Consider the following 19,781-nt stretch of genomic DNA (forward strand, 5'->3'; position numbering starts at 1 on the left):
CCTCACACCGTACCGAGCAAGCCCTGCGGCCGGAACCGGACGAGCAGCAACAGCACGAGGCCGTAGATCAGCATCCGGTAGTCGGCCGCCCAGCGGAACAGCTCGGGCAGCCCGATCAGCGCGATCGCGCCCGCGATGCCGCCGAGCACGTTGCCGAGCCCGCCGAGGATCACCATCGTCAGCGCGAGGATCGACACCTGCGAATCGAAAGTCTGGTGATTGATGTAGCTGTACAGGTGCGCGGCAATGCCGCCGCTCACACCGGCCGCGACACCGCCGACCGCGAATGCGATCGCCTTGTAGCGGTTCGGCGCGATGCCGTGCGCACGCGCGGCGACGTCGTCCTCGCGCACCGCGCGCAACGTGCGGCCGAGATGCGAACGCAGCAACCGCACCTGCACGAGCGCGAACACGACGAGCACCGCGAACGTGAACCAGTACGCGGCGCGCGCGGTGCTCGCCCACGGCAGCGGCGCGATGCCGGTGATGCCGAGCGGGCCGCGCGTGAGGCCATCCCAGTTCAGGATCACGAGGCTCACCACTTCGCCGATGCCGAGCGTCGCGATCGACACGTAGTGCCCGCGCAGCCGGAACGCCGGGTAGACGAGCAGCGTGCCGAGCACGGCCGTGATGACGCCCGCGCACGGGATCGTCACGGCCGGCGACCAGCCGAGATCCGACGACAGCAGCGCGGACGCATACGCGCCGATCACGAGCAGCGCCGCATGGCCGAGCGAAATCTGCCCGACCGCGCCCGCGACGAGCGTGAGGCTCAGCGCGAGCAGCCCGTACAGCCACGCGTTGGTCAGCGTCTGCAGCACGTAAGGCGACGCGCCGAGCCACGGCAGCACGGCCGCCAGTGCGATCAGCGCGACGAGCACCGGACGCGGTACGCGCACGGCCTTCGCGGCTGCGAGGAAGGTGCCCGTCATCGGCTCGGGCGGCAGCGCGCGTTTCGCGCTGAACAAACCGTTCGGCCGCCACACGAGGAACACGATCAGCAGCCCGAACGCGAACAGGTCGCGATAGCTCGTGCCGAACAGCGCGACGCCGTAGCTTTCGACGAGACCGAGCAGCAGGCTGCCGGCGATCGCACCGGGCACGTTGCCGAGCCCGCCGATCAGCAGCGCGACGACGCCCTTCAGCGTGGCCTGGAAGCCCATCGCCGGATCGATGCTGTTGTAGTACATGCCGACCAGCAGCCCGCTCACGCCGCCGAGCGCGCACGCGATCGCGAACACGGTCTGGTTCACGCGGTCGACGTCGACGCCCATCTGCAGCGCCGCATCGCGATCCTGCGCGGTCGCGCGCACGGCCCAACCGAGCCGCGTGAAGCGCAGGAAGCCGTACAGCAACGCGGCCGCCGCGATGCCGATTCCCGCGATCAGCAGGTCGAGCGAGCCGAGCGTCGCACCGGCGATCCGCACGTGCCAGTCGGGCAGCGGCGTCGGCACCGCGCGCGGGTCCGCACCGAAGGCGAGCTGCGCGAGCTGGTCGAGGATGAAACTGATGCCGATCGTCGCGAGCAGCGGTGCGATGCGCGCCGCATGGCGCAGCGGCCGCAACCCGATCCGCTCGATCGCGACGCCGAGCGCGCCGCAGCCGACGACGACGGCCGCCAGCGCGACCGGCAGCGGCAGCCCGAAGCGCGTCAGACACAGCCAGCCGATGAATGCGCCGACCATGTAGACCGAGCCATGCGCGAAGTTGATCAGGTGCGACACGCCGAAGATCAGCGCGAGCCCGACCGCGAGCAGCGCGTAGATGTTGCCGACGATGAGGCCGTTGAGCGTGTAGTCGAGCCAGGAAGCCATCACGATGCGTCCGTCACTTGCATGCGGTTCATGCGGAATCAGCGTGCGGCGAGCTGCGGTTTCGCGCCGTCCCACAGCGCCCACTGCCCCTGCTTCACGACGAGATACACGGTGCGCGCACCGGCGACACGACGCGTCTGCGGATCGAAGCGCACCTTGCCGAAGATCACGCTCGGTACGTCGCTGACCTTCGCGAAGCCGTCGTGCGCGGCCTGGCGCGTCGTGCCGTAGCGGCGCAGCACCTCGGCCGACAGGATCAACGCGTCATAGGCGCGCGCGACGAACGAATCGGGATCGGTATGGAATTTCGCGCGATAGCGCTGCACGAACGCCTGTACTTCGGGGCGCGGCTCTGCCGGGAAGAAGTTCGATTCCGTAAAGACGCCTTCGACGGCCGTGCCGCCCAGTTCGAGGAATTTCGGCGAATACACGGAGCCGACCGCCGCGATCGGCAGCGTGACGCCCGACGTGCGCGCCTGCCGCACGATCTGCGCGCCGTCCGCGTAGTACGAGATCAGCACGATCGAATCGGGCTTCGACGCGCCGATCCGCACGAGCGTCGAGCGGAAATCCTTCTCCGCCGGCTGATAGCCTTCGGCCGCGACGACCTGCGCGCCGAGCCCGGCCACCGCCTTCGCGAAGATGTCCTTGCTGGTGCGGCCCCAGTCGGTGTTCAGGTACAGCACCGCGATCCGCTTGAAGCCGAGTTCCTTCACCGCGTAGCGCGCGAGCAGCGGCTGCTCTTCGGCCTGGCTCAGCGCGGTGCTCCACAGATAGTCACCGCCCTTCGTGAAATCGGGATGCGAATTCGTGAAGCCGAATTGCACCAGTTGACCGCGCTGATAGATCGGCGACGCGGCCATCGACGTCGCGCTCGAGAAGTCGCCAAGCTCGATCGCGATGCGCGGATCGGCGACGAACTTCTGCGCGATCGCGACTGCCTGGCGCGGATCGCTGCGGCTGTCCTGGAAGTCGATCGCGAGCGGCCGGCCGTGTATGCCGCCGCTGCCGTTGATCTCATCGAGCGCGAGATCGAAGCCGCGCTTCCATTGCTCGCCGTATTGCGCGTCCTGGCCCGTGAGCGGTCCGCTCACGCCGACCACCACCGGCTCGCCCGACACGCCGGCCGCGAGCGCGCCGCCCGTCGACAAGCCCCATGCGGCAGCGAGCGCCGCCACCATGCCCAGCACGCGCCGCCATGCGCCGCGTACGTCGTTCCCCGAAACGTTCATGCCGCCCCCACCTTCAGTCAGTCGAAAAGAGTGAGGGCATGTAACCATCCGGTTCAGGGCGATCCAACGAAGTTTTGCGCATATCGATATCGCGTGCCGCGCGAAGCGGATCGCGCTCGCGAACGGTCATCCGTTCGACCCGCTTGGCACGCGCCATCGACACACATCGCATCGCGTTGATTCGATTGGTGTTTCCTTCGCGTCGCCGCGCGCAACCGGTGCGCAGGCTTGTGCAACCGCACGCCGCAGCAATCGCACGCTTCGCAGTTTTCGCGCTGTCGATAGCAAAAATCATTATATGAATCACGCATGCTCGCACTTCTACAATGCGCAAATCGCATCATCGGAACGCGTCATGGAGCTGCATCAACTCGAAGCCTTTTCCGCGGTCATGTCGGCCGGCAGCGTGACCGGCGCAGGCGAGCTGCTCGGCCGCTCGCAGCCTGCCGTCACGCGGCAGATCCAGGAGCTCGAAGCCGATCTCGGTTACGCGCTGTTCGACCGGCACGGCCCGCGCGTCACGCCGACGCGGCGCGCGTTCCTGCTGTACGAGGAAGTCGAACGCTCGCTGGTCGGCCTGCGCGCGATCGAGGCACGCGCACGCGCGCTCGGCGATGAAACGGCCGAACCCGTACGCATCGCGGCCACGCCGTCGCTCGCGGCCACGCTCGTACCCGCCGCGCTTGCCGCACTGCCCGACGACGCACATGCGCCGAACTATCAATTGCGTAGCGAATCGGCCGAGCATGTCGTGCACGAAGTGCTGGCCGGCACGGCCGACGTCGGCGTCGTCACGCTGCCGATGGCGCATGCCGGGCTCGACGTGCACTGGATCGCGCAGACGCCGTGCGTCGCCGTGCTGCCCGCCGGCGATCCGCTCGCGGCGAAGCCGCGCATCGCGCTGCGCGATCTCGCGCGCCGCCGCATCGTGACGGTCGCGAACCGGCACCGGCTGCGCCAGCGGATCGACGCGGCGTTCGCGGCCGCGCGCGTCGATGCACGCGTGTTCATCGAAACCAATGCGTCGCTGAATGCGGTGATGGCCGCGCGTGCGGGTATCGGGATCGGTATCGTCGATCCGGCGACGGGCGTCGCGCTGCCGGTGGACGGCGTCGTCGCGCGGCCGCTCGACGTCGACATCCCGTTCGCGTTCGGCGTCGCGACGCCGGCCGGCAAGCCGCGCACGGCAGCCGTCGATGCGCTGCTCGACGCGCTGCATCGCACGACACGCACGCTGCTCGACGACGTGATCTTTCACGACGCAGCCGCGCATGACGCGCTGCTGCGCGGCGACCGGCTACGCAGCGAGCGGGCGACACGCCCACCTCGCACGACACGTGCGCGCCGCACGCGCCCGGAGGCCGCATGACGACACAGCTCGACGCACTCGAAGCACGGCTCGCGCAGGATCTGCGCTGGCTCGACCTGCCCGCGCCGTCGTGGGTGCCGCCGCGCGAAGCGGACGGCGCGCGCGTGCTCGACGTCGCGATCGTCGGCGGCGGCATGGCGGGGCTCGCGGCGTCCGCCGAACTGCGCCTGCTCGGCATCGACAACCAGTGCGTGATCGACCGCGCGCCGGCCGGCTACGAAGGGCCGTGGGTCACGTTCGCGCGGATGGACACGCTGCGCTCGCCGAAGCAGCTCGCGGGCCCCGCGCTCGGCCTGCCCGCGCTGACGTTCCGCGCCTGGTTCGAAGCGCAGTACGGCCGCGACGCATGGGAGGCGCTCTACAAGATTCCGCGTACGCAATGGATGGACTATCTGCGCTGGTACCGGCGCGTGCTCGACCTGCAGGTGCGCAACGACACCACGCTCGTCGCGCTGCGCCCGCGCGACGACGGGCTGCTCGCACTCGACGTGCGCGGCAACGGCGAAGCGCAGACGCTGCTCGCGCGACACGTCGTGCTCGCGACCGGCCGTGACGGGCTCGGCGGCCCCTATGTGCCGCCCGTCGCGCACCGTGTGCCACGCGCGCGCTGGGCCCATTCGTCGGAGCCGATCGACTTCGCGGCGCTCGCGGGCAGGCGTGTGGGCGTAGTCGGCGCGGGCGCGTCCGCGTTCGACAACGCGGGCACCGCGCTCGAAGCCGGCGCCGCGCGCGTCGACCTGTTCTTCCGCCGCGCGGACATTCCGCGCATCAACAAGCTGACCGGCATCGGCAGCCCGGGGCTCGTGCACGGCTATGCCGATCTCGACGACGCGACCAAGTGGCGCTTCATGCACTACGCGTTGACGTCGCAGACGCCGCCGCCCCGCGACAGCGTGCTGCGCGTGTCGCGCTACGAGCATGCGCGCTTTCATGCGGGCAGCCCGATCGAGACGCTTGCCAACCACGCGGACGGCCTCGACGTCACGACGCCGCGCGGGCGCTACACCGTCGACTTCCTGATCTTCGCGACGGGCTTTCATTCGGACTGGACGACGCGCGAGGAATTTACGTCGTTCGGTTCGCAGGTGCGACGCTGGAAGGATCGCTATCGCCCGGAACCCGGCTTGTGGCTCGACGAACTCGCGGAGTCACCCGATCTCGGCCCCGCGTTCTCGTTCCAGGAGCGCGAGCGCGGTGCGTGCCCGGCCGTCACGCGAATCCATTGCTTCAACCATGCGGCGAGCCTGAGCCACGGCAAGCTGTCCGGCGACATCCCTGCCATCAGCGCGGGCGCGAAGCGGCTGGCGCGCGGTATCGCAAGCCGGCTGTTCGATGCCGACCGCGATCGCCACTACGACGCGCTTGTCACGTATGCGAATGCGGAGCTGCAAGGCGACGAATGGCACGACGCCGATGCGTGAGCCCGCGTCCATCGATCACACAGATGAAGAAAGGAAACCGAAACGATGACTGATTCCGTCACGCCGGCCGTTGAGCCGGATACGATCGACGCGGTGGCCGGCCTGCGCGACGGCGACGCCGTCGCCGCGCTGCGCGGCGCACGCCACAAGGTGCTGCTGCACACGCAGCTGAGCGAGGCCGCGCTGTTCGACCCTGCATTGCGCGATCTTTCGCTGGTCGAGCGGCTGCATGCGGCACGCTATGTCGCGCGGAAATCGAATGCGCACGCGCTGGCCGACATCTATCGCGCCCGCCTGCTCGACGCAGGCGGCACGATCGACGACATGGAACAGGCCGATGCCGACACGTTCGACGCGCTGCCTCACCGTCTCGGCGCAATCCTCGCGCATTCGAAGCGCCTGACGCTCGCCCCTGTCGACGCACGCGCCTCCGATCTCGACACACTGAAGTCGGCCGGCCTCACGACACCCGCGATCGTCGCGCTGTCGCAGCTCGTGGCGTTCGTCGCGTATCAGTTGCGCGTCGCCCTTGCCGCGCAGGCACTTCAGGCGCGTGCCGCCAAGGAGGCTGCATGACGACGACCGCTCATGGCTTCACGTCCGACACGCTCGGCTGGCGCGCGTGGCTCGACACGGTATCGCTCGATGCCGCGACGCCCGATCAGCTGGCGGTGCTCGAAGCAAGCCACCCGCAAGCGAAGACGTCCGACTATTACCTGCTGCTCGTCCACCTTCCCGAGATCCTGCGGCAACGCTCGGGCGTATTCAACGCAATCATGTACGGCTCCGGCGGGCTGTCGCGCGCGGAGCGCGAACTGGCCAGCACGGCCGTGTCGCGCGTGAACGGCTGCGTGTATTGCGCGTCGGTGCACGCGCAGCGCTTCGCGCAGCTCGCGAAACGCACCGATGCGATCGAGCAGGTATTCGACGATCCGGCGACAGCCGGTACGACGGCACGCGAACGCGCAATCATCCGCTATGCGATCGCGCTGACGGAGCGGCCCGACGCGATCGACGAAAGCGCCATTACCGCACTCGAAGCCGAAGGGCTGACACATGAAGAAATTCTCGACCTGTCGCACGCGGTCGCGATCTTCGCGTGGGCGAATCGGCTGATGCTGACGCTGGGCGAACCGGTGTTTCCGGAACCGGCGACCCGCGCCTGACCGCACGAAACGAAGCGTGACGCAGGCGCCGCCCGCGTCACGCCTTGTGCGTCGACAGCAAGATACTCGTCTCGGTATTCGCGATCCCGTCGATCAGCCGGATCGCACCGAGCACGCGATCGAAGTGCTCGAGCGAATCGGCATGCAGCTCGGCGACGAGATCCCAGCGGCCGTTGGTGCTGTGGATCGACGCGACGTTCGGATGCCCGCGCAGCACCTTCACCACTTCCGCGCCGCGATTGCCCTGCACGGCGATCGACATCAGCGCGCGGATCCGGTGGCGTTCCGCCGCCGGCTTGAGCCGCACCGTATAGCCAACGATCACGCCGTTTTTCTCCAGCCGCGTCAGCCGGTTCTGCACGGTCGCGCGCGCGACGCGCAATGCCTTCGCCAGCGCAACGACGGGCAGTCGCGCGTTGTCGCGCAGCAGTGCGATGAGTTGCCGGTCGACGTCGTCGAGCGTGATCATGAACGGGCCTTCCTGTTGAGCGTGAGCCGGCCGCCAGCGTGCCGGAGACTGCGCATTCCGACCAGCACAAACCGAACAAACTGCCGGAATCGGCTGGCGATTTGCCAAGTCTATCGATAAATCTGCCACTTTTGCCGTCTTTTTGTTGGCTCGACTCACGGAAATAATGACTCCATCGACCGGCAGAACACGCCGCGCCGCGCTTTTCAGGAAGCCCGAGGCCCGCGCCGAAGCACCGCCCGGTCGACCAGAACGCCAGGACACCCGTACCGGCACTGAATATGGAGACAGACCGATGACCCGCTTCCTCGACGTTCCCGCCACCGCCCGCCTGATCGCCAAAACCGGCGTCACGACGTTCCTGCGCGAACTCGTCGACACGCTGCGCGCCGATTACCTGCACTGGGCCGACTTCGACAAGTCGCCGCGCGTTGCGTGCCATTCGCGCGACGGCGTGATCGAGCTGATGCCCGTCGCGAACGCATCGCTGTTCGCGTTCAAGTACGTGAACGGCCACCCCGTCAACGCGGCGCGCGGCATGCACACGGTGATGGCGTTCGGCGCGCTCGCCGAAGTCGATACCGGCTACCCGCTGCTGCTCGCCGAACTCACGCTCACCACCGCACTGCGCACGGCCGCCACGTCGGTGCTCGCCGCGCAGCTGCTCGCACGGGCCGATTCGCGCAAGATGGCGCTGATCGGCAACGGCGCGCAGAGCGAATTCCAGGCGATCGCGTTCCACACGCTGCTCGGCATCGACGAGATCCGCGTGTTCGACGTCGATCCGCTCGCGACCGACAAGCTCGTGCAGAACCTCGCGGCCTATCCCGGGTTGCGCGTCGTGCGCGCCGCATCGACCGCCGACGCCGTGCGCGGCGCCGACATCGTGACGACCGTCACCGCCGACAAGGCGTACGCGACGATCGTCACGGCCGACATGATCGAACCCGGCATGCACCTGAACGCCGTCGGCGGCGATTGCCCCGGCAAGACCGAACTTGAAGCAGGCGTGCTGCATGCGGGCCGCGTGTTCGTCGAATTCGAGCCGCAGTCGCGCATCGAAGGCGAGATCCAGCAGATGCCGGCCGACTTCCCCGTCACCGAGCTGTGGCGCGTGCTGCAAGGCGAGACGACTGGCCGCGAACGCGCGGACGAAGTCACCGTGTTCGATTCGGTCGGCTTCGCGCTCGAGGACTACTCGGCGCTGCGCTACCTGTATGCGCTCGCGCAGCAGCACAACGCGGGCGTCGAGATCGCGCTGATTCCGCCGGCCGTCGATCCGAAGAACCTGTTCGCGCTGATCGACGACCCGGCTGCGATCGCGCAGGGTCACGCGACGTTCGTGACCGAAGCCGTCGCCGCGTTCGCACGCTGACCGTCATCCGCGGGCGGCCCGTGCGCCGCCCGCTTTCCTGCCCTTCGTTCCTGCCTTCCATGAATCTCGTATCGATCCAGGCGCCGGCCGCCGTCGTGATGATCCGGCCGCACCGCTTCCTGCCGAACCCGCAGACCGCGGCCGACAATGCGTTCCAGCGCACGGCCGGTGGCGGCTCGGGCGACACGCCCTCGGTATCCGAGGCCGCGCGCGACGAAGTCACGGCCGCCGCGCAGACGCTCGCCGATGCGGGCGTTCGCGTGCATGTATTCGACGATCACGGCGAGCGCGACACGCCCGACTCCGTGTTCCCGAACAACTGGTTCTCGACGCATCCGGGCGGCCATGTCGCGCTGTTTCCGATGTATAGCGCGAACCGCCGCCGCGAGCGGCGCGCGGACGTGATCGAGATGCTGAAGGCCGAATATCGCGTTCAGGACGTGATCGACTACTCGGGCCTCGAATATGACGACGTGTTCCTCGAAGGCACCGGCGCGATGGTGCTCGACCATGTTGCACGGATCGCTTACACCGCGCGTTCACGCCGCGCCGATCCGGTCGCACTCGAACGCTTCTGCACGAACTTCAATTTCGAGCCGATCTGCTTCGATACCGCCGATGCGAGCGGGCGGCCGATCTATCACACGAACGTGATGATGAGCGTCGCGACCGAGTTCGCGATGGTCGGCCTCGACCTGATCGCCGACAGCCGGCGCCGCGGCGAGATCGCTCAACGCCTGACCGAAACGGGGCGCGCGGTGATCGCGCTCGATCAATCGCAAATCGAAAATTTCGCAGGGAATACGCTGGAATTGTCGGGCAAGGACGGGCGTGTGCTTGCGCTGTCGCGACGTGCGTTCGATTGCCTCACACGGGACCAGCGCGCGGTGATCGAGCGCTCCGCGCGGCTGCTGCCGCTCGACGTGCCGACGATCGAACTGGCCGGCGGGTCGGTGCGCTGCATGCTCGCGGGGATTCATCTCGCGCGGCGAACCACTGCGCCGGACTCGGTCGCCGTGGAGTCGGCCGCACTGTTGCATGAAGCGATGCCGCAAGTCTGACCGCCGCACGATCGTGCAAACGAAAACGGCTGCCGATGCAACGGCAGCCGTTTTTTTTGAGGTCGTCGAACCCGTGAGCGTCGACAGCATCGCGGCATGCTCAGGTATCCGGACGATACCGTCACATCCCGCACCCCTCACCCCGCCAGCAGCTTCAACCCGGCCGGCAGCGTCTCGCCGAACACGCGCACCGTGTCGGCTTCGTCGAACGCGATCGCCTCGCGCACCATGTCGATCCAGGCCGACGATGCATTCGCGGCCGACAGGCGCTTGATTACGGCTTCGCGCGTATCGTCCGGCAAATCGCGTGAACGGTCGCCCGTCATCCGCGCAATCTGCGCAGCCGCGAACGCAGCCGGTTCGACCTGCTTCCAGTCGAGCGCGAACAACGCATCGAGCCAGCCATTGACGACTTCCGCCGGCACGACACTGTGCGCGCTGCCATAGAACGGCCGGCGCGCCCCGATACGCCCGAGTGCCCATGCGCACAGCGCGCGCTCGGCCGGCTTCTGCAATTGCACGATCAGGCGCTCGGCCAGTTCGACCTTGCGCTCGACGGGCAGCCGTTCGAGCGACGCGGACAGCCGCGTCATGTCGGCCGGGCCGACCTTGCCCGGATCGAACGGCAGCTTGCGCCGCTTGTCGTCGGACGGTTCGAGGAACGCGATCGCGTCACGCACCTGCGTCTGCGCATCGTCGTCGAGGCCGCCGGCCACGCGCCGCCACAGCGTCCACCACTCGGACCACACCTGGCCGTCGGTCACGTATTGAATGCCATCGTCGAACAACGGCCACAGCTGCTCGATGCGCCATGCATCGAGCGGATGACCGAAGCCCGGACGCAGGCAATAGCCCGCGAGATTCAGCCACGCGCGCTCGTGATCGGCCGAACGGCGACGACGACGTGCGCGTGCGAGCAGCGCATCGAACAGTTCGCGCGCGAGCGCGACGTCCCAATCCTCACGCGCGCCGAGCACCTGTTCAAGTTGCGCGCGCAACCGGCGCGTGTCTTTCGGCGTGACATCGGCGGCCTTGCTGCCGAACGAGCGCTCGATCAGCTCGATCGCCTGGTCGAGCCGCGGATGCCGCGCGGGCCCCGCATCGTCGCCGTGAACGGGGGCATCGCCGCGCAGCTGGAATTCGAGCCGCCAACGGCGCGCCGCGTCGTCGGTCGCGATGCAGTGCATTTCGAGCGTGCCGACTTCGGTCAACGACGCGGTGAGCTTCACCGGCGTTTCGCGCGTGTCGCTGCCCGCCTTCGCATCGACGACCGTCGCGATCGGCGGCAGCCGCACGAAATCGCCGCCGTCGAGATCGACGAGATCGCCCGGTTGATACTGGGTCTCGGCCACCGTCGACACGAGGTGGAAACGCACGGGCTGTCCGAGCTGCAGCGCGAACGTGCGATCGTCGAGCCGGATCTCGCGGCCCTCTTCCGCACCACGCGGCAGCAGGCAGACGCCGCGCGCGGCGGCATCGGCCGCGCCGTCGTCGAGCACGAGGAAATAACTGCGCGCCGACCCGCCACCAATGCGCGGCGCATGCCCGGCGCGCGCCAGCCCGTATGCGACCGCCCCGCGCGCGACGGCTACGTCCGGATGCGCGTTGTGCAGCACGTCGAGCGGCGCGCCGCGCCACGCGCCGAGCGTCTGCGCGAGACGGCCGGCAAGCGCTCCCGCACGGAACACGCCGCCGTTGAGCAGCAGCGTGTCGGGCAGCGGGCCTTCCGCATGACGATTCAGGAATGCGGCGACGTGGCGCGTGACGGCCGCGTCGCTCGCATACGGCAAGCCGAATTCGACGATCGCGGCACGCGCACGGCGCGGCAGCTCGCCCGCTTCGACCTGCGGAAAGAAACCGTCGACGACGATCCGTTCGACTTCCTCGCGCGTCAGCTCGGCCGAGCGCGCGCCGCCCACGAGCTTGCTGCCCGCGCCGAGCAGCGTGACGGTGACGGACGCGGGCGCATCGCCGCCGAGCAGCCGCTCCTTCGCCGCGCGGCAACGCTCGACGAGCTGCGACAGGCTCGCGGCCGACAGCCGCGTGCCGGGCTCGGTCAGCCGCGTCTCGACCAGGCGTGCGAGCGCGAGGTCCATGTTGTCGCCGCCGAGCATCAGGTGATTGCCGACGCCGACACGTGTGAAGGCCGGCTCGCCGTCGTCGCCCGGCGCGACATCGACGAGCGTGAGGTCGGTCGTGCCGCCGCCGACGTCGCAGATCAGCACGCGCCGCGTCGTGGCAAACGTATCGCGCAGCGTGTCGCGCTGGCCGTACAGCCAGTCGTAGAACGCAGCCTGCGGCTCTTCCAGCAGCCGCAGCGCGGGCAGCTTCGCGCGCCGTGCGGCCTCGACCGTCAATGCGCGCGCGCCGTCGTCGAACGACGCGGGCACCGTCAGGATCACGTCCTGCTTCGCGAGCGGCGCATCGGGAAAGCGCGCATCCCACGCGTCGCGCACATGCGCGAGATAGCTCGCGCTCGCGTCGACCGGCGACACCTTGTCGACGCCGTCGGCCGCGCCCCACGGCAGGATTGCCGCGAGCCGGTCGACCGCTGCATGCGACAGCCAGCTCTTGGCGCTCGACACGAGCCGGCCCGGCACCTGCGCGCCGAGCGTGCGCGCGTAGCGGCCGATCACGGCCGGCAGCGCGTCACCAGTGCCGCTGTCACGAACGATTGACCGGCCGTCACGGCCGCCGCCCGAACGGGCGGCCGCGTCGCGCGCGCCGGCCGCTTGCCACGGCAGCCGCAGCGCGTCCGGCGGCAGTTCGCCGGCCGCCGGGTGATAGCGCACCGACGGCAGCAACGGCTGCGCGGCCACCGCGCCGGGGCCGACCAGCTGCTCGACGTCGAATACGCGGATCGCGTCGGAACCGGCCTCGACGTACGCGACGACCGTATTGCTCGTGCCGAGGTCGATGCCGACCGTATAACGCTTCATCGCGCTCAGGCGGCGCCGCGCACGTCGAACTCGACCTTCCAGCGCTCGTTCGTGCCGCTCGGGATCGCCTCGAGTTCGAGCGTGCCGGCTTCGGTCACGCGCGCATGCAGCTTCACCGGCACGACTTCGCCGACGGTGCGCCCTTCGGCGGGCAGCGTCGCCTGGATTTCTTCAAGCTCCTGCAGCTCTTCCGCCGACCAGTAGTCGAGCAGCGTGCCGACCTGGTCCTGGCGGCGCACCGACGAACCGAAGAAGCGGAACTGCACCGGTTCGCCGACGACGAGGCCGAATTCCTGCGGCGGGAGCGCCGCGTCCGAGCCTTCCTCCATCCCGAACGGCGCGACGCACAGCGCCTGCACCGGCGGTTCGAGCCCCGGCACCGCGGGCATCGCCGATTCGATCGCGACGTAGTACGCACGCGCCGTGCCGCCGCGAATGCGCACGCCACGGCCGCGCTTCACGTAGCCGTAATACGCCGCGCCGCGCGCGACCGCGAGGTCGAGATCGGCGCCTTCGAGCAGGCGGGCGGGCGGCGCGCCTTCGGCCGCGAGCCAGCTGTTGAGCGTGTCGAGCACGCGCTGCGTGAGCAGCGTCGACTTGAACACGCCGCCGTTGAACAGCACGGCAGTCGGATGCAGGAACGTCGCACCCTGCGGCAGCGTGCGCTGCACGCCTTCGAGTGCGTCGAGCGCCGCGACCTGACGGCCGAGGAACGCCGCGAGATGGCGCGTGATGCCCGCGTCCTGCGCATACGGCAGGCCGAGCTGCGTCAGGCCGACCCGTGCGCGGCTCACCGGGCGCGCAGCCGCATCGACCTGCGGGAAGAAGCCTTCGAGGATCGTCTGCGTGAGTTCGGCGCGCGTGAGTTCCGTGCGGATCGAGCCGCCGATCAGCTTCGAGCCGCGGCTCGGCACGACGAGCGGCACCGCGTCGGTCGTCGGGTCGGACAGCAACGTTTCCTTCGCGGAGCGGCACGCGTAGGTCAGCGCGCGCAGTTGCCACGGATCGGCCTGCGTGCCCTGCTGCGCGAGCTTGCGCGCAACCACGTGCGCGAGCGCGAGGTCCATGTTGTCGCCGCCGAGCAGGATGTGCTCGCCGACCGCCACGCGATGCAGTTCGAGATTGCCTTCGCGCTCCACCACCGCGATCAGCGACAGGTCGGTCGTGCCGCCGCCGACGTCGACGCACAGGATCAGGTCGCCGACCTGCACCTGCTTGCGCCAGCCGCCCTGGCTCTTCTGGATCCAGCTGTACAGCGCGGCCTGCGGCTCCTCGAGCAGCGTCATCCGCGAATAGCCGGCGGCACGGGCGGCCTCGGCCGTCAGTTCGCGCGCGGCCGGGTCGAACGACGCGGGAATCGTGACCGTCACGTCCTGATCGGCGAACGGCGCGTCGGGATGCGCATGGTCCCACGCTTCGCGCAGGTGCGTCAGGTAGCGGATCGAGCTTTCCAGCGGCGACACGCGCGACACTTCGGGCGGCGCATCGCTCGGCAGGATCGCCGCGCGGCGGTCGACGCCCGGGTGGCACAGCCAGCTCTTCGCGCTCGATACGAGGCGGATCGGCGTGCCGGCGCCGCGCGTGCGCGCCATCTCGCCGACCGCGAAGGCGCGCGAGGCCGTCCACGGCAGCGTCAGGTCGCCCTGCGTCAGTTCGCTTTCATGCGGCAGGTAGAGAAACGACGGCAGCAGGTCGCGCGATTCCAGCGCGCCAGGCGCGGTCAGCTGCGCGATCGGCAGCACCTGCTGCGTGATCTTTTCGCCGTCGCTTGCGCTGCTGTCGACATACGACAGCGCACAGTGGGTCGTACCGAGGTCGATACCGATCGAATAGCGCGGATCGCTCACAGTTCCACCTCCGCCGGTGCGACCACCGAGGCGTCGTGGCTGCCCGTCAGCTTCGGCAGGCGCACGTCGGCCACGCGCCAGCCGCGATGGCTGACCGTGCCCGTGAACGGCGCGGAGCCGACCACGTTGCCCGTCACGCGCACGGCCGTCGCGTCGAAGCCGGCCGGCAGCGTCACGCGGCTGCCTTCCGCCTCGTCGCGCACCGGCACGATCGTGAAATGTTCGCGCAGCGTGGCGCGGCAGCCGTCGTGCACGAGGCGTGCGGCGGCGCCGATCTCGGCGTCCGCGTAGCCGGCGATGTCTTCCTCGACGAAATCGATGAAGCGCGCATCGCGCTGCAGCAGGCCGAGCAGTTGCAGCGCGGCCTGCGGGCTCGCTTCGCGCAGCTCGGGCGCCGGCGCCTTCACGGGTGCGGGCGCCGGTGCAACGGGCGCGGCGGCCGGGGCCGCGGTCGGCACGACCGGGGCCGGGGCGCCATCGCGCACGCGCAGCACGCCGGCCGCGAACTCGCGGTTGCCGAGCACGGAGAAAAACGTGCCGACGGCCAGCGACAGCCGGCCGAAGAAGGACAGGTTGGATTCGGGCATGGGGTCTGGACTCCTGTGGGCTCGCGACATGGCGAGCGATCTTGCCTGGGCGCCCGGCGGCAGCGTGCGGATTGCGCACTGGCGCCGCCCGGCGCGTGATTCGGTCGCGCCCTCGCGGGTGCGGAAAACCCGTATTTTGCCCTGTGGCGGGCGAACCGGGCAGAAGTTGGGGGACAGAACATCGCGGCGCGACGGTTTTGGCCGCGCCGGATCGTGACGGATTGCGCGTCAGGCGCGACCGATTGCGATGCTGCGGCGCGTCAGCGCGTGTAGCCGCGCAGCACTGCTTTCGCTTCGAAATCGCGCGACAGCATACCGAGCGTGACTTCGCCGAAGCGCGCCAGCAGCGACGCTTCGGCATCCTTCAGGGTCGCCGACAGATGCGCGTTGACCGCCTGTTCGACCAGGCATTCGGGCTCGTCCTCGGGCACCAGGTCGGAGAACAGCGGCGGCTCGCCCACTGCGCGATAGACGTCGAGCAGCGTGATGTCGTCGAGTGCGACGCTCAGCACCCAGCCGCCGCCATGACCTTTCTCCGACTGCACGTAGCCGCAATCGCGCAAGCCGCCGAGCAGGCGCCGCACGACGACCGGATTCGTGGCCAGCATCGTCGCGATCGTCTCCGACGTCAGCGGGCCGTCGGCCTGGTCCATGTGGATCAGCGCATGCAGCATGCGCGACAAACGGCTGTCGGTTCTCACGGACGGGATTCCCCTTTCTCGAAACTTCTGAAGTTGCATGAATGATACCACCGCCCTATCATGCAACTTCTCGTGTTTCATGAGTTGGCCGCCAGCGGAGCACGTGTGTCATTCACGCAGGTTCGGAAAGGAGTTGATGCATGGATACCCATCATGAAGTGATCGTGGTCGGCGGCAGCTTTGCAGGACTGTCGGCCGCGATGCAGCTCGCACGCGCACGCCGACGCGTGCTCGTGATCGACGCGGGCCGGCCGCGCAACCGGTTTGCCGGGCACGCGCACGGCTTTTTCGGGCAGGACGGCAAGCCGCCCGCGCAGATCGTCGCGGAAGCTTCCGCGCAGCTCGCCGCGTATCCGACGGTGCGGCGGATCGAAGGCGAGGTACGCACGGCCGGGCGCGATGCCGACGGGCGCTTTCACGTGACGCTCGCCGACGGCAGCCGCGCGAGCGCCGACCGGCTGATTCTCGCAACCGGCATCCGCGACGAACTGCCCGCGCTGCCGGGGCTCGCCGAACGCTGGGGCATCAGCGTGCTGCATTGTCCGTATTGCCATGGATACGAGGTGAGCGGCCAGCGGCTCGGCGTGCTCGCCACGCATCCGCTTTCCGTGCATCAGGCGATCCTGATTCCCGACTGGGGCCCGACGACGTGGTTCACGCAGGGGGTGGTCGACGCGAACGAGGAGGAAGCCGCGTTGCTCGCCGCGCGCGGCGTGCGCATCGAGCGCTCGCCCGTCGTCGGGATCCTCGGCGATGCGCCGCGGATCGACGCGCTGCGGCTCGCCGACGGGCAGGTCGTGCCGATCGACGCCTTGTTCATCGGCGCGCGCACCGGCATGGCGAGCGACCTCGCGCAGCAGCTCGGCTGCGCGTTCGACGAAGGGCCGCTCGGCAATGCGATTCGCGTCGATACGTGGAAGCAGACGAGCGTCGCCGGCGTGTATGCGGCCGGCGACGCGTCGAGCCTGATGACCAACGCGACGTTCGCGTCGGCGTCGGGCGTTGCGGCCGGCGTCGGTGTGCACCGGTCGCTGATTTTCGGGCCGCACGCGTAAGCGCAAGGCGGCGTGCAGCCGGATGTCACGCGACGCGCGGCGCGGCGTCCACGGCCGGTTGCTCGCCGACTTCCGTGCTGCACTCTTCCAGCGACATCCGCCGCGTCTCGCGTCCGTTCAGCCACCACAGGCCGGCCGCGAGCGGCCCCGGCAACGCGAGCACCAGCAGCACGACCAGCGCGGCCGACGGAGAGCCGGACATCGCATAGACGTTGGTCAGCATCAGCGGCGCAATCACCGCGCCGAGCCGGCCGATCGCGACCGATACGCCGAGCCCCGTCGCGCGAATCCGCGTCGGCAGGATCTCCGACGACACGACATAGCCCGAGATGTACGCCCACGTGACGCCGAACTGGATCAGGCAGTAGCCGAGCACCATGCCGGGCAGCGCGTGCATCGCGTAGATGAACACGATCGCCGCGACGGTGAACGTGTAGCTGACGAACAGCGACGCGCGCCGCCCCCACGCCTCGACGAGCACCGCCGCGACGATGCCGCCCGCGAGCGCCGCGGCGTTGCCGATCATGTAGTAGAGCGGCATATCGGTCGACGGCACCTTCATGTAAGGCAGGATCACGAGCGCCATCAGCGACAGCACGCCGTACACGACGGCCGCCTGCGAGAAGTTCAGCGCCCCGGCCAGCGCGCAGCGCGCGCGATACGCGCCGAACAGCTCGCCGACGTTGCGCCAGAACGCAGGCGCCTGATGCGCGAAACGGGTCGGCACGTAGCGTTTCGACAATTGCGCACGATCGGCCGGTGCGTGTGAATCGCGCGCCGCGCTCGCGACGATCTGCTCGACGATCGCATCGGCCTCCGCCACGCGCCCCTGCTGGATCAGCCAGCGCGGCGATTCCGGAATCACGCGGCGAATCCAGAAGAACACCAGCGCCATCGTCGTGCCGAGGCCGAAGCCCACACGCCACGCCCACTCGGCCGGCAGCTGGTTCAGCACCAGATACGACACCGCCGCCGACAGCAGCGCGCCGACCGGAAAGCCCGACAGGATCAGCGCGTCGGTGCGGCCGCGATGGCGCTTCGGGATGAACTCGCCCATCGTCGCGGTCACCGCCGAATATTCGCCGCCGACGGCCAGCGCCGTCATCGCGCGGAAGAACAGGAACGACGCGTAGTTCCACGACAGCACGGTCGCGACGCTGAAGAACGCGTACCAGAGCAGCGTCGCGAGAAACAGGCGCTTGCGGCCATAGCGATCGGCCAGATAGCCGAACGCGATCGCGCCGACCAGCATCCCGAACACCCAGATGCTGACCGCGAGCGAGCCTTGCGCGGCGCTCAGGTGCCAGTGCGACTTGAGCACGCCGAACACGCTGCCGATGATGTTGGTTTCGAACGAATCGAGCGCCCAGCCGACGCCGAGCGCGACCAGCATCAGCGTGTGGAAGCGTGTCCACGGCAGGTTGTCCAGACGCGCGAGCGCGTCCGTTTCGATCGGGTGAGACGGTTTCATGATGGAAGGTTCCTCGTCAGTGAAGCGCCAGCCCGGGTTGTGCCGGGCTGAAGTCGAGATGCGGAAAACGCGCGCGCGTGCCGATGAAGTTGCGGCCGCGCGCGCCGTCGAATGCGTGGTCCACGATCCGCGCCCATTCGTGCGCGCCGATCCCGTAGGCGGCCGGGTGGCTCGCGACGCCGAGCGCGCCGAGCAGCGCGTCGAGCTGTGCCGGCGCCGACGCCGTGTCGCCGAAGATCTCGCGCAGCGCGGCGTCGCATGCGTCGTCGACACCGAGCGCCGCCTGCATCACGGCCGGCAGGCAGAACGAGCACGCGATCCCGTGCGCGACGCCGCGCGTCAGCGTGATCGCGTACGAGATGTTGTGCGCGAGCGCCGTATGCGTGTTCGAAAACGCCAGCCCCGCACGCAGCGCGCCGAGCGCCATGTCGCTGCGCGCGCCGAGATCGTCGGGACGTGCGCTCACGCGGCCGAGGCCGTCGATCAGTTCGCGCGCTGCCTGCACGGCCAGGCCGCGCGTCACGGGGTTCGCATGGACGTTCCAGATGCTTTCGAGCGCGTGCGACAACGCGTCGAGGCCGCTCGCGAGCGTCGGCTGCATCGGCAGGCCGACCATCAGGCGCGGATCGACGATCACCGTTTCCGGGTAGAGATCGGGCCGCGACAGCGACAGCTTGCGTGCGTTGTGCGGATCCCAGACGGTCGCCCAGTGCGTCACTTCGCTGCCGGTGCCGGCGGTGGTCGGAATCGCGACGATCGGCAGCGCGGGCCGCGCCGCCTGGCCGTCGCCTGCGTCGCCGGACAGGATGCGCAGCACGCGGTCGAAATCGCCGTGCTCGGCGGCGAGCACTTTCGCCGAATCGATCACCGAGCCGCCGCCGAGCGCGACCAGCACGCCGGGCTTGTCGCGCAGCGCGGCGAGCTGCCCACACGCGCGCCGCAGCATCGGCAGCGACGGGTTCGCCTCGACGCAGTCGATCCGCGCGAGCGCCGGCCCGAGCTGCGCTTCGACACGGTCGGCGAGCCGCGCGAACACCGCGTCGGGATACGTGACGATCGCGTAGCTGCGGCCGGCGAGTGCGTCGTTCAGATCGGCCAGCGCGTCGACGCCGAAGCGGATCCGGACAGGATTGTGGAAGCGCCAGTCGCTCATGCCGCCGCTCCCGCGCGACACGGCGCGCCATGCACGCGCACGGCCCGATAATCTGCATGACGAATCAAGTTGAAAGGCCAATCTGCTGCGGAATTCATGCTCGTCCCTGAGTGGAGTGGGG

17 protein-coding genes are annotated in these 19,781 nt (G+C 69.2%); 7 read left to right on the top strand and 10 right to left on the bottom strand.

Features of this window, described 5'->3' with window-relative positions:
* Window positions 1-2: 2 nt before the first annotated feature.
* The 3 genes from U5809_RS17415 to U5809_RS17425 are packed head-to-tail and all read right to left on the bottom strand — an operon-like array spanning window position 3 to window position 3,341.
* On the bottom strand, window positions 3-1,814 hold the full coding sequence (locus tag U5809_RS17415; protein ID WP_322087445.1) for an ABC transporter permease: 1,812 nt from the start codon (window positions 1,812-1,814) through the stop codon (window positions 3-5).
* A 38-nt stretch (window positions 1,815-1,852) separates the two neighbouring features.
* Window positions 1,853-3,046: an ABC transporter substrate-binding protein gene (locus U5809_RS17420; protein WP_322087446.1), complete on the bottom strand. Its 1,194-nt coding sequence runs from the start codon at window positions 3,044-3,046 to the stop codon at window positions 1,853-1,855.
* A gap of 13 nt (window positions 3,047-3,059) precedes the next feature.
* Entirely contained in the window at window positions 3,060-3,341 is a 282-nt protein-coding gene (locus U5809_RS17425; protein WP_322087447.1) for a hypothetical protein, read from the bottom strand.
* 60 nt (window positions 3,342-3,401) lie between these two features.
* Between U5809_RS17425 and U5809_RS17430 the strand changes: the two genes are divergently transcribed.
* The 4 genes from U5809_RS17430 to U5809_RS17445 are packed head-to-tail and all read left to right on the top strand — an operon-like array spanning window position 3,402 to window position 7,002.
* A complete protein-coding gene (locus U5809_RS17430; protein ID WP_322087448.1) occupies window positions 3,402-4,415 on the top strand; it encodes a LysR family transcriptional regulator in 1,014 nt (337 codons plus the stop codon).
* Window positions 4,412-5,836, top strand: a complete 1,425-nt coding sequence (locus U5809_RS17435) for an NAD(P)/FAD-dependent oxidoreductase (protein WP_322087449.1) — start codon at window positions 4,412-4,414, stop codon at window positions 5,834-5,836. The genes U5809_RS17430 and U5809_RS17435 overlap by 4 nt, the downstream gene beginning before the upstream one ends.
* Before the next feature lie 45 nt (window positions 5,837-5,881).
* The gene (locus tag U5809_RS17440) at window positions 5,882-6,412 is read left to right on the top strand and encodes a hypothetical protein (RefSeq protein ID WP_322087450.1); all 531 of its coding nucleotides are present in this window, start codon (window positions 5,882-5,884) and stop codon (window positions 6,410-6,412) included.
* Window positions 6,409-7,002, top strand: coding sequence for a peroxidase-related enzyme (locus U5809_RS17445; RefSeq protein ID WP_322087451.1), 594 nt, complete (start codon window positions 6,409-6,411; stop codon window positions 7,000-7,002). Before U5809_RS17440 ends, U5809_RS17445 begins: the two co-directional genes overlap by 4 nt.
* Window positions 7,003-7,039: 37 nt before the next feature.
* On the opposite strand, the gene U5809_RS17450 is transcribed toward U5809_RS17445, so the two are convergent.
* A complete protein-coding gene (locus U5809_RS17450) occupies window positions 7,040-7,471 on the bottom strand; it encodes an Lrp/AsnC family transcriptional regulator (RefSeq protein ID WP_059237585.1) in 432 nt (143 codons plus the stop codon).
* Window positions 7,472-7,766: 295 nt separating this feature from the next.
* Between U5809_RS17450 and U5809_RS17455 the strand changes: the two genes are divergently transcribed.
* Window positions 7,767-8,846 carry an ornithine cyclodeaminase gene (locus U5809_RS17455; RefSeq protein WP_322087452.1) on the top strand — a complete coding sequence of 360 codons (1,080 nt, stop codon included), beginning with the start codon at window positions 7,767-7,769 and terminating at the stop codon, window positions 8,844-8,846.
* A 59-nt stretch (window positions 8,847-8,905) separates the two neighbouring features.
* Entirely contained in the window at window positions 8,906-9,907 is a 1,002-nt protein-coding gene (ctlX, locus tag U5809_RS17460) for a citrulline utilization hydrolase CtlX (RefSeq protein WP_322087453.1), read from the top strand.
* A 137-nt stretch (window positions 9,908-10,044) separates the two neighbouring features.
* On the opposite strand, the gene U5809_RS17465 is transcribed toward ctlX, so the two are convergent.
* The 4 genes from U5809_RS17465 to U5809_RS17480 form a co-directional block, all read right to left on the bottom strand.
* Window positions 10,045-12,846, bottom strand: a complete 2,802-nt coding sequence (locus U5809_RS17465) for an Hsp70 family protein (protein ID WP_322087454.1) — start codon at window positions 12,844-12,846, stop codon at window positions 10,045-10,047.
* Between the two features lie 5 nt (window positions 12,847-12,851).
* Complete coding sequence (locus tag U5809_RS17470; RefSeq protein ID WP_322087455.1) at window positions 12,852-14,693, bottom strand: Hsp70 family protein; 1,842 nt, start codon at window positions 14,691-14,693, stop codon at window positions 12,852-12,854.
* Window positions 14,690-15,280 (bottom strand): DUF2760 domain-containing protein, encoded by a 591-nt coding sequence (locus U5809_RS17475; protein ID WP_322087456.1) that lies wholly within the window; start codon window positions 15,278-15,280, stop codon window positions 14,690-14,692. Before U5809_RS17475 ends, U5809_RS17470 begins: the two co-directional genes overlap by 4 nt.
* 260 nt (window positions 15,281-15,540) lie before the next feature.
* Window positions 15,541-15,981, bottom strand: coding sequence for an Rrf2 family transcriptional regulator (locus tag U5809_RS17480; protein WP_176046300.1), 441 nt, complete (start codon window positions 15,979-15,981; stop codon window positions 15,541-15,543).
* A gap of 140 nt (window positions 15,982-16,121) precedes the next feature.
* Between U5809_RS17480 and U5809_RS17485 the strand changes: the two genes are divergently transcribed.
* On the top strand, window positions 16,122-17,036 hold the full coding sequence (locus U5809_RS17485; protein WP_322087457.1) for an NAD(P)/FAD-dependent oxidoreductase: 915 nt from the start codon (window positions 16,122-16,124) through the stop codon (window positions 17,034-17,036).
* 25 nt (window positions 17,037-17,061) lie between these two features.
* On the opposite strand, the gene U5809_RS17490 is transcribed toward U5809_RS17485, so the two are convergent.
* Together U5809_RS17490 and psrA are read right to left on the bottom strand one after the other, a co-directional pair.
* Complete coding sequence (locus U5809_RS17490; RefSeq protein ID WP_322087458.1) at window positions 17,062-18,507, bottom strand: MFS transporter; 1,446 nt, start codon at window positions 18,505-18,507, stop codon at window positions 17,062-17,064.
* A 16-nt stretch (window positions 18,508-18,523) separates the two neighbouring features.
* Window positions 18,524-19,660 (bottom strand): iron-containing alcohol dehydrogenase PsrA, encoded by a 1,137-nt coding sequence (gene psrA / locus U5809_RS17495; RefSeq protein ID WP_322087459.1) that lies wholly within the window; start codon window positions 19,658-19,660, stop codon window positions 18,524-18,526.
* Window positions 19,661-19,781 lie beyond the last annotated feature (121 nt).

The sequence above is a fragment of the Burkholderia sp. BCC1999 genome, from assembly GCF_905339975.1.
GTDB lineage: Bacteria > Pseudomonadota > Gammaproteobacteria > Burkholderiales > Burkholderiaceae > Burkholderia.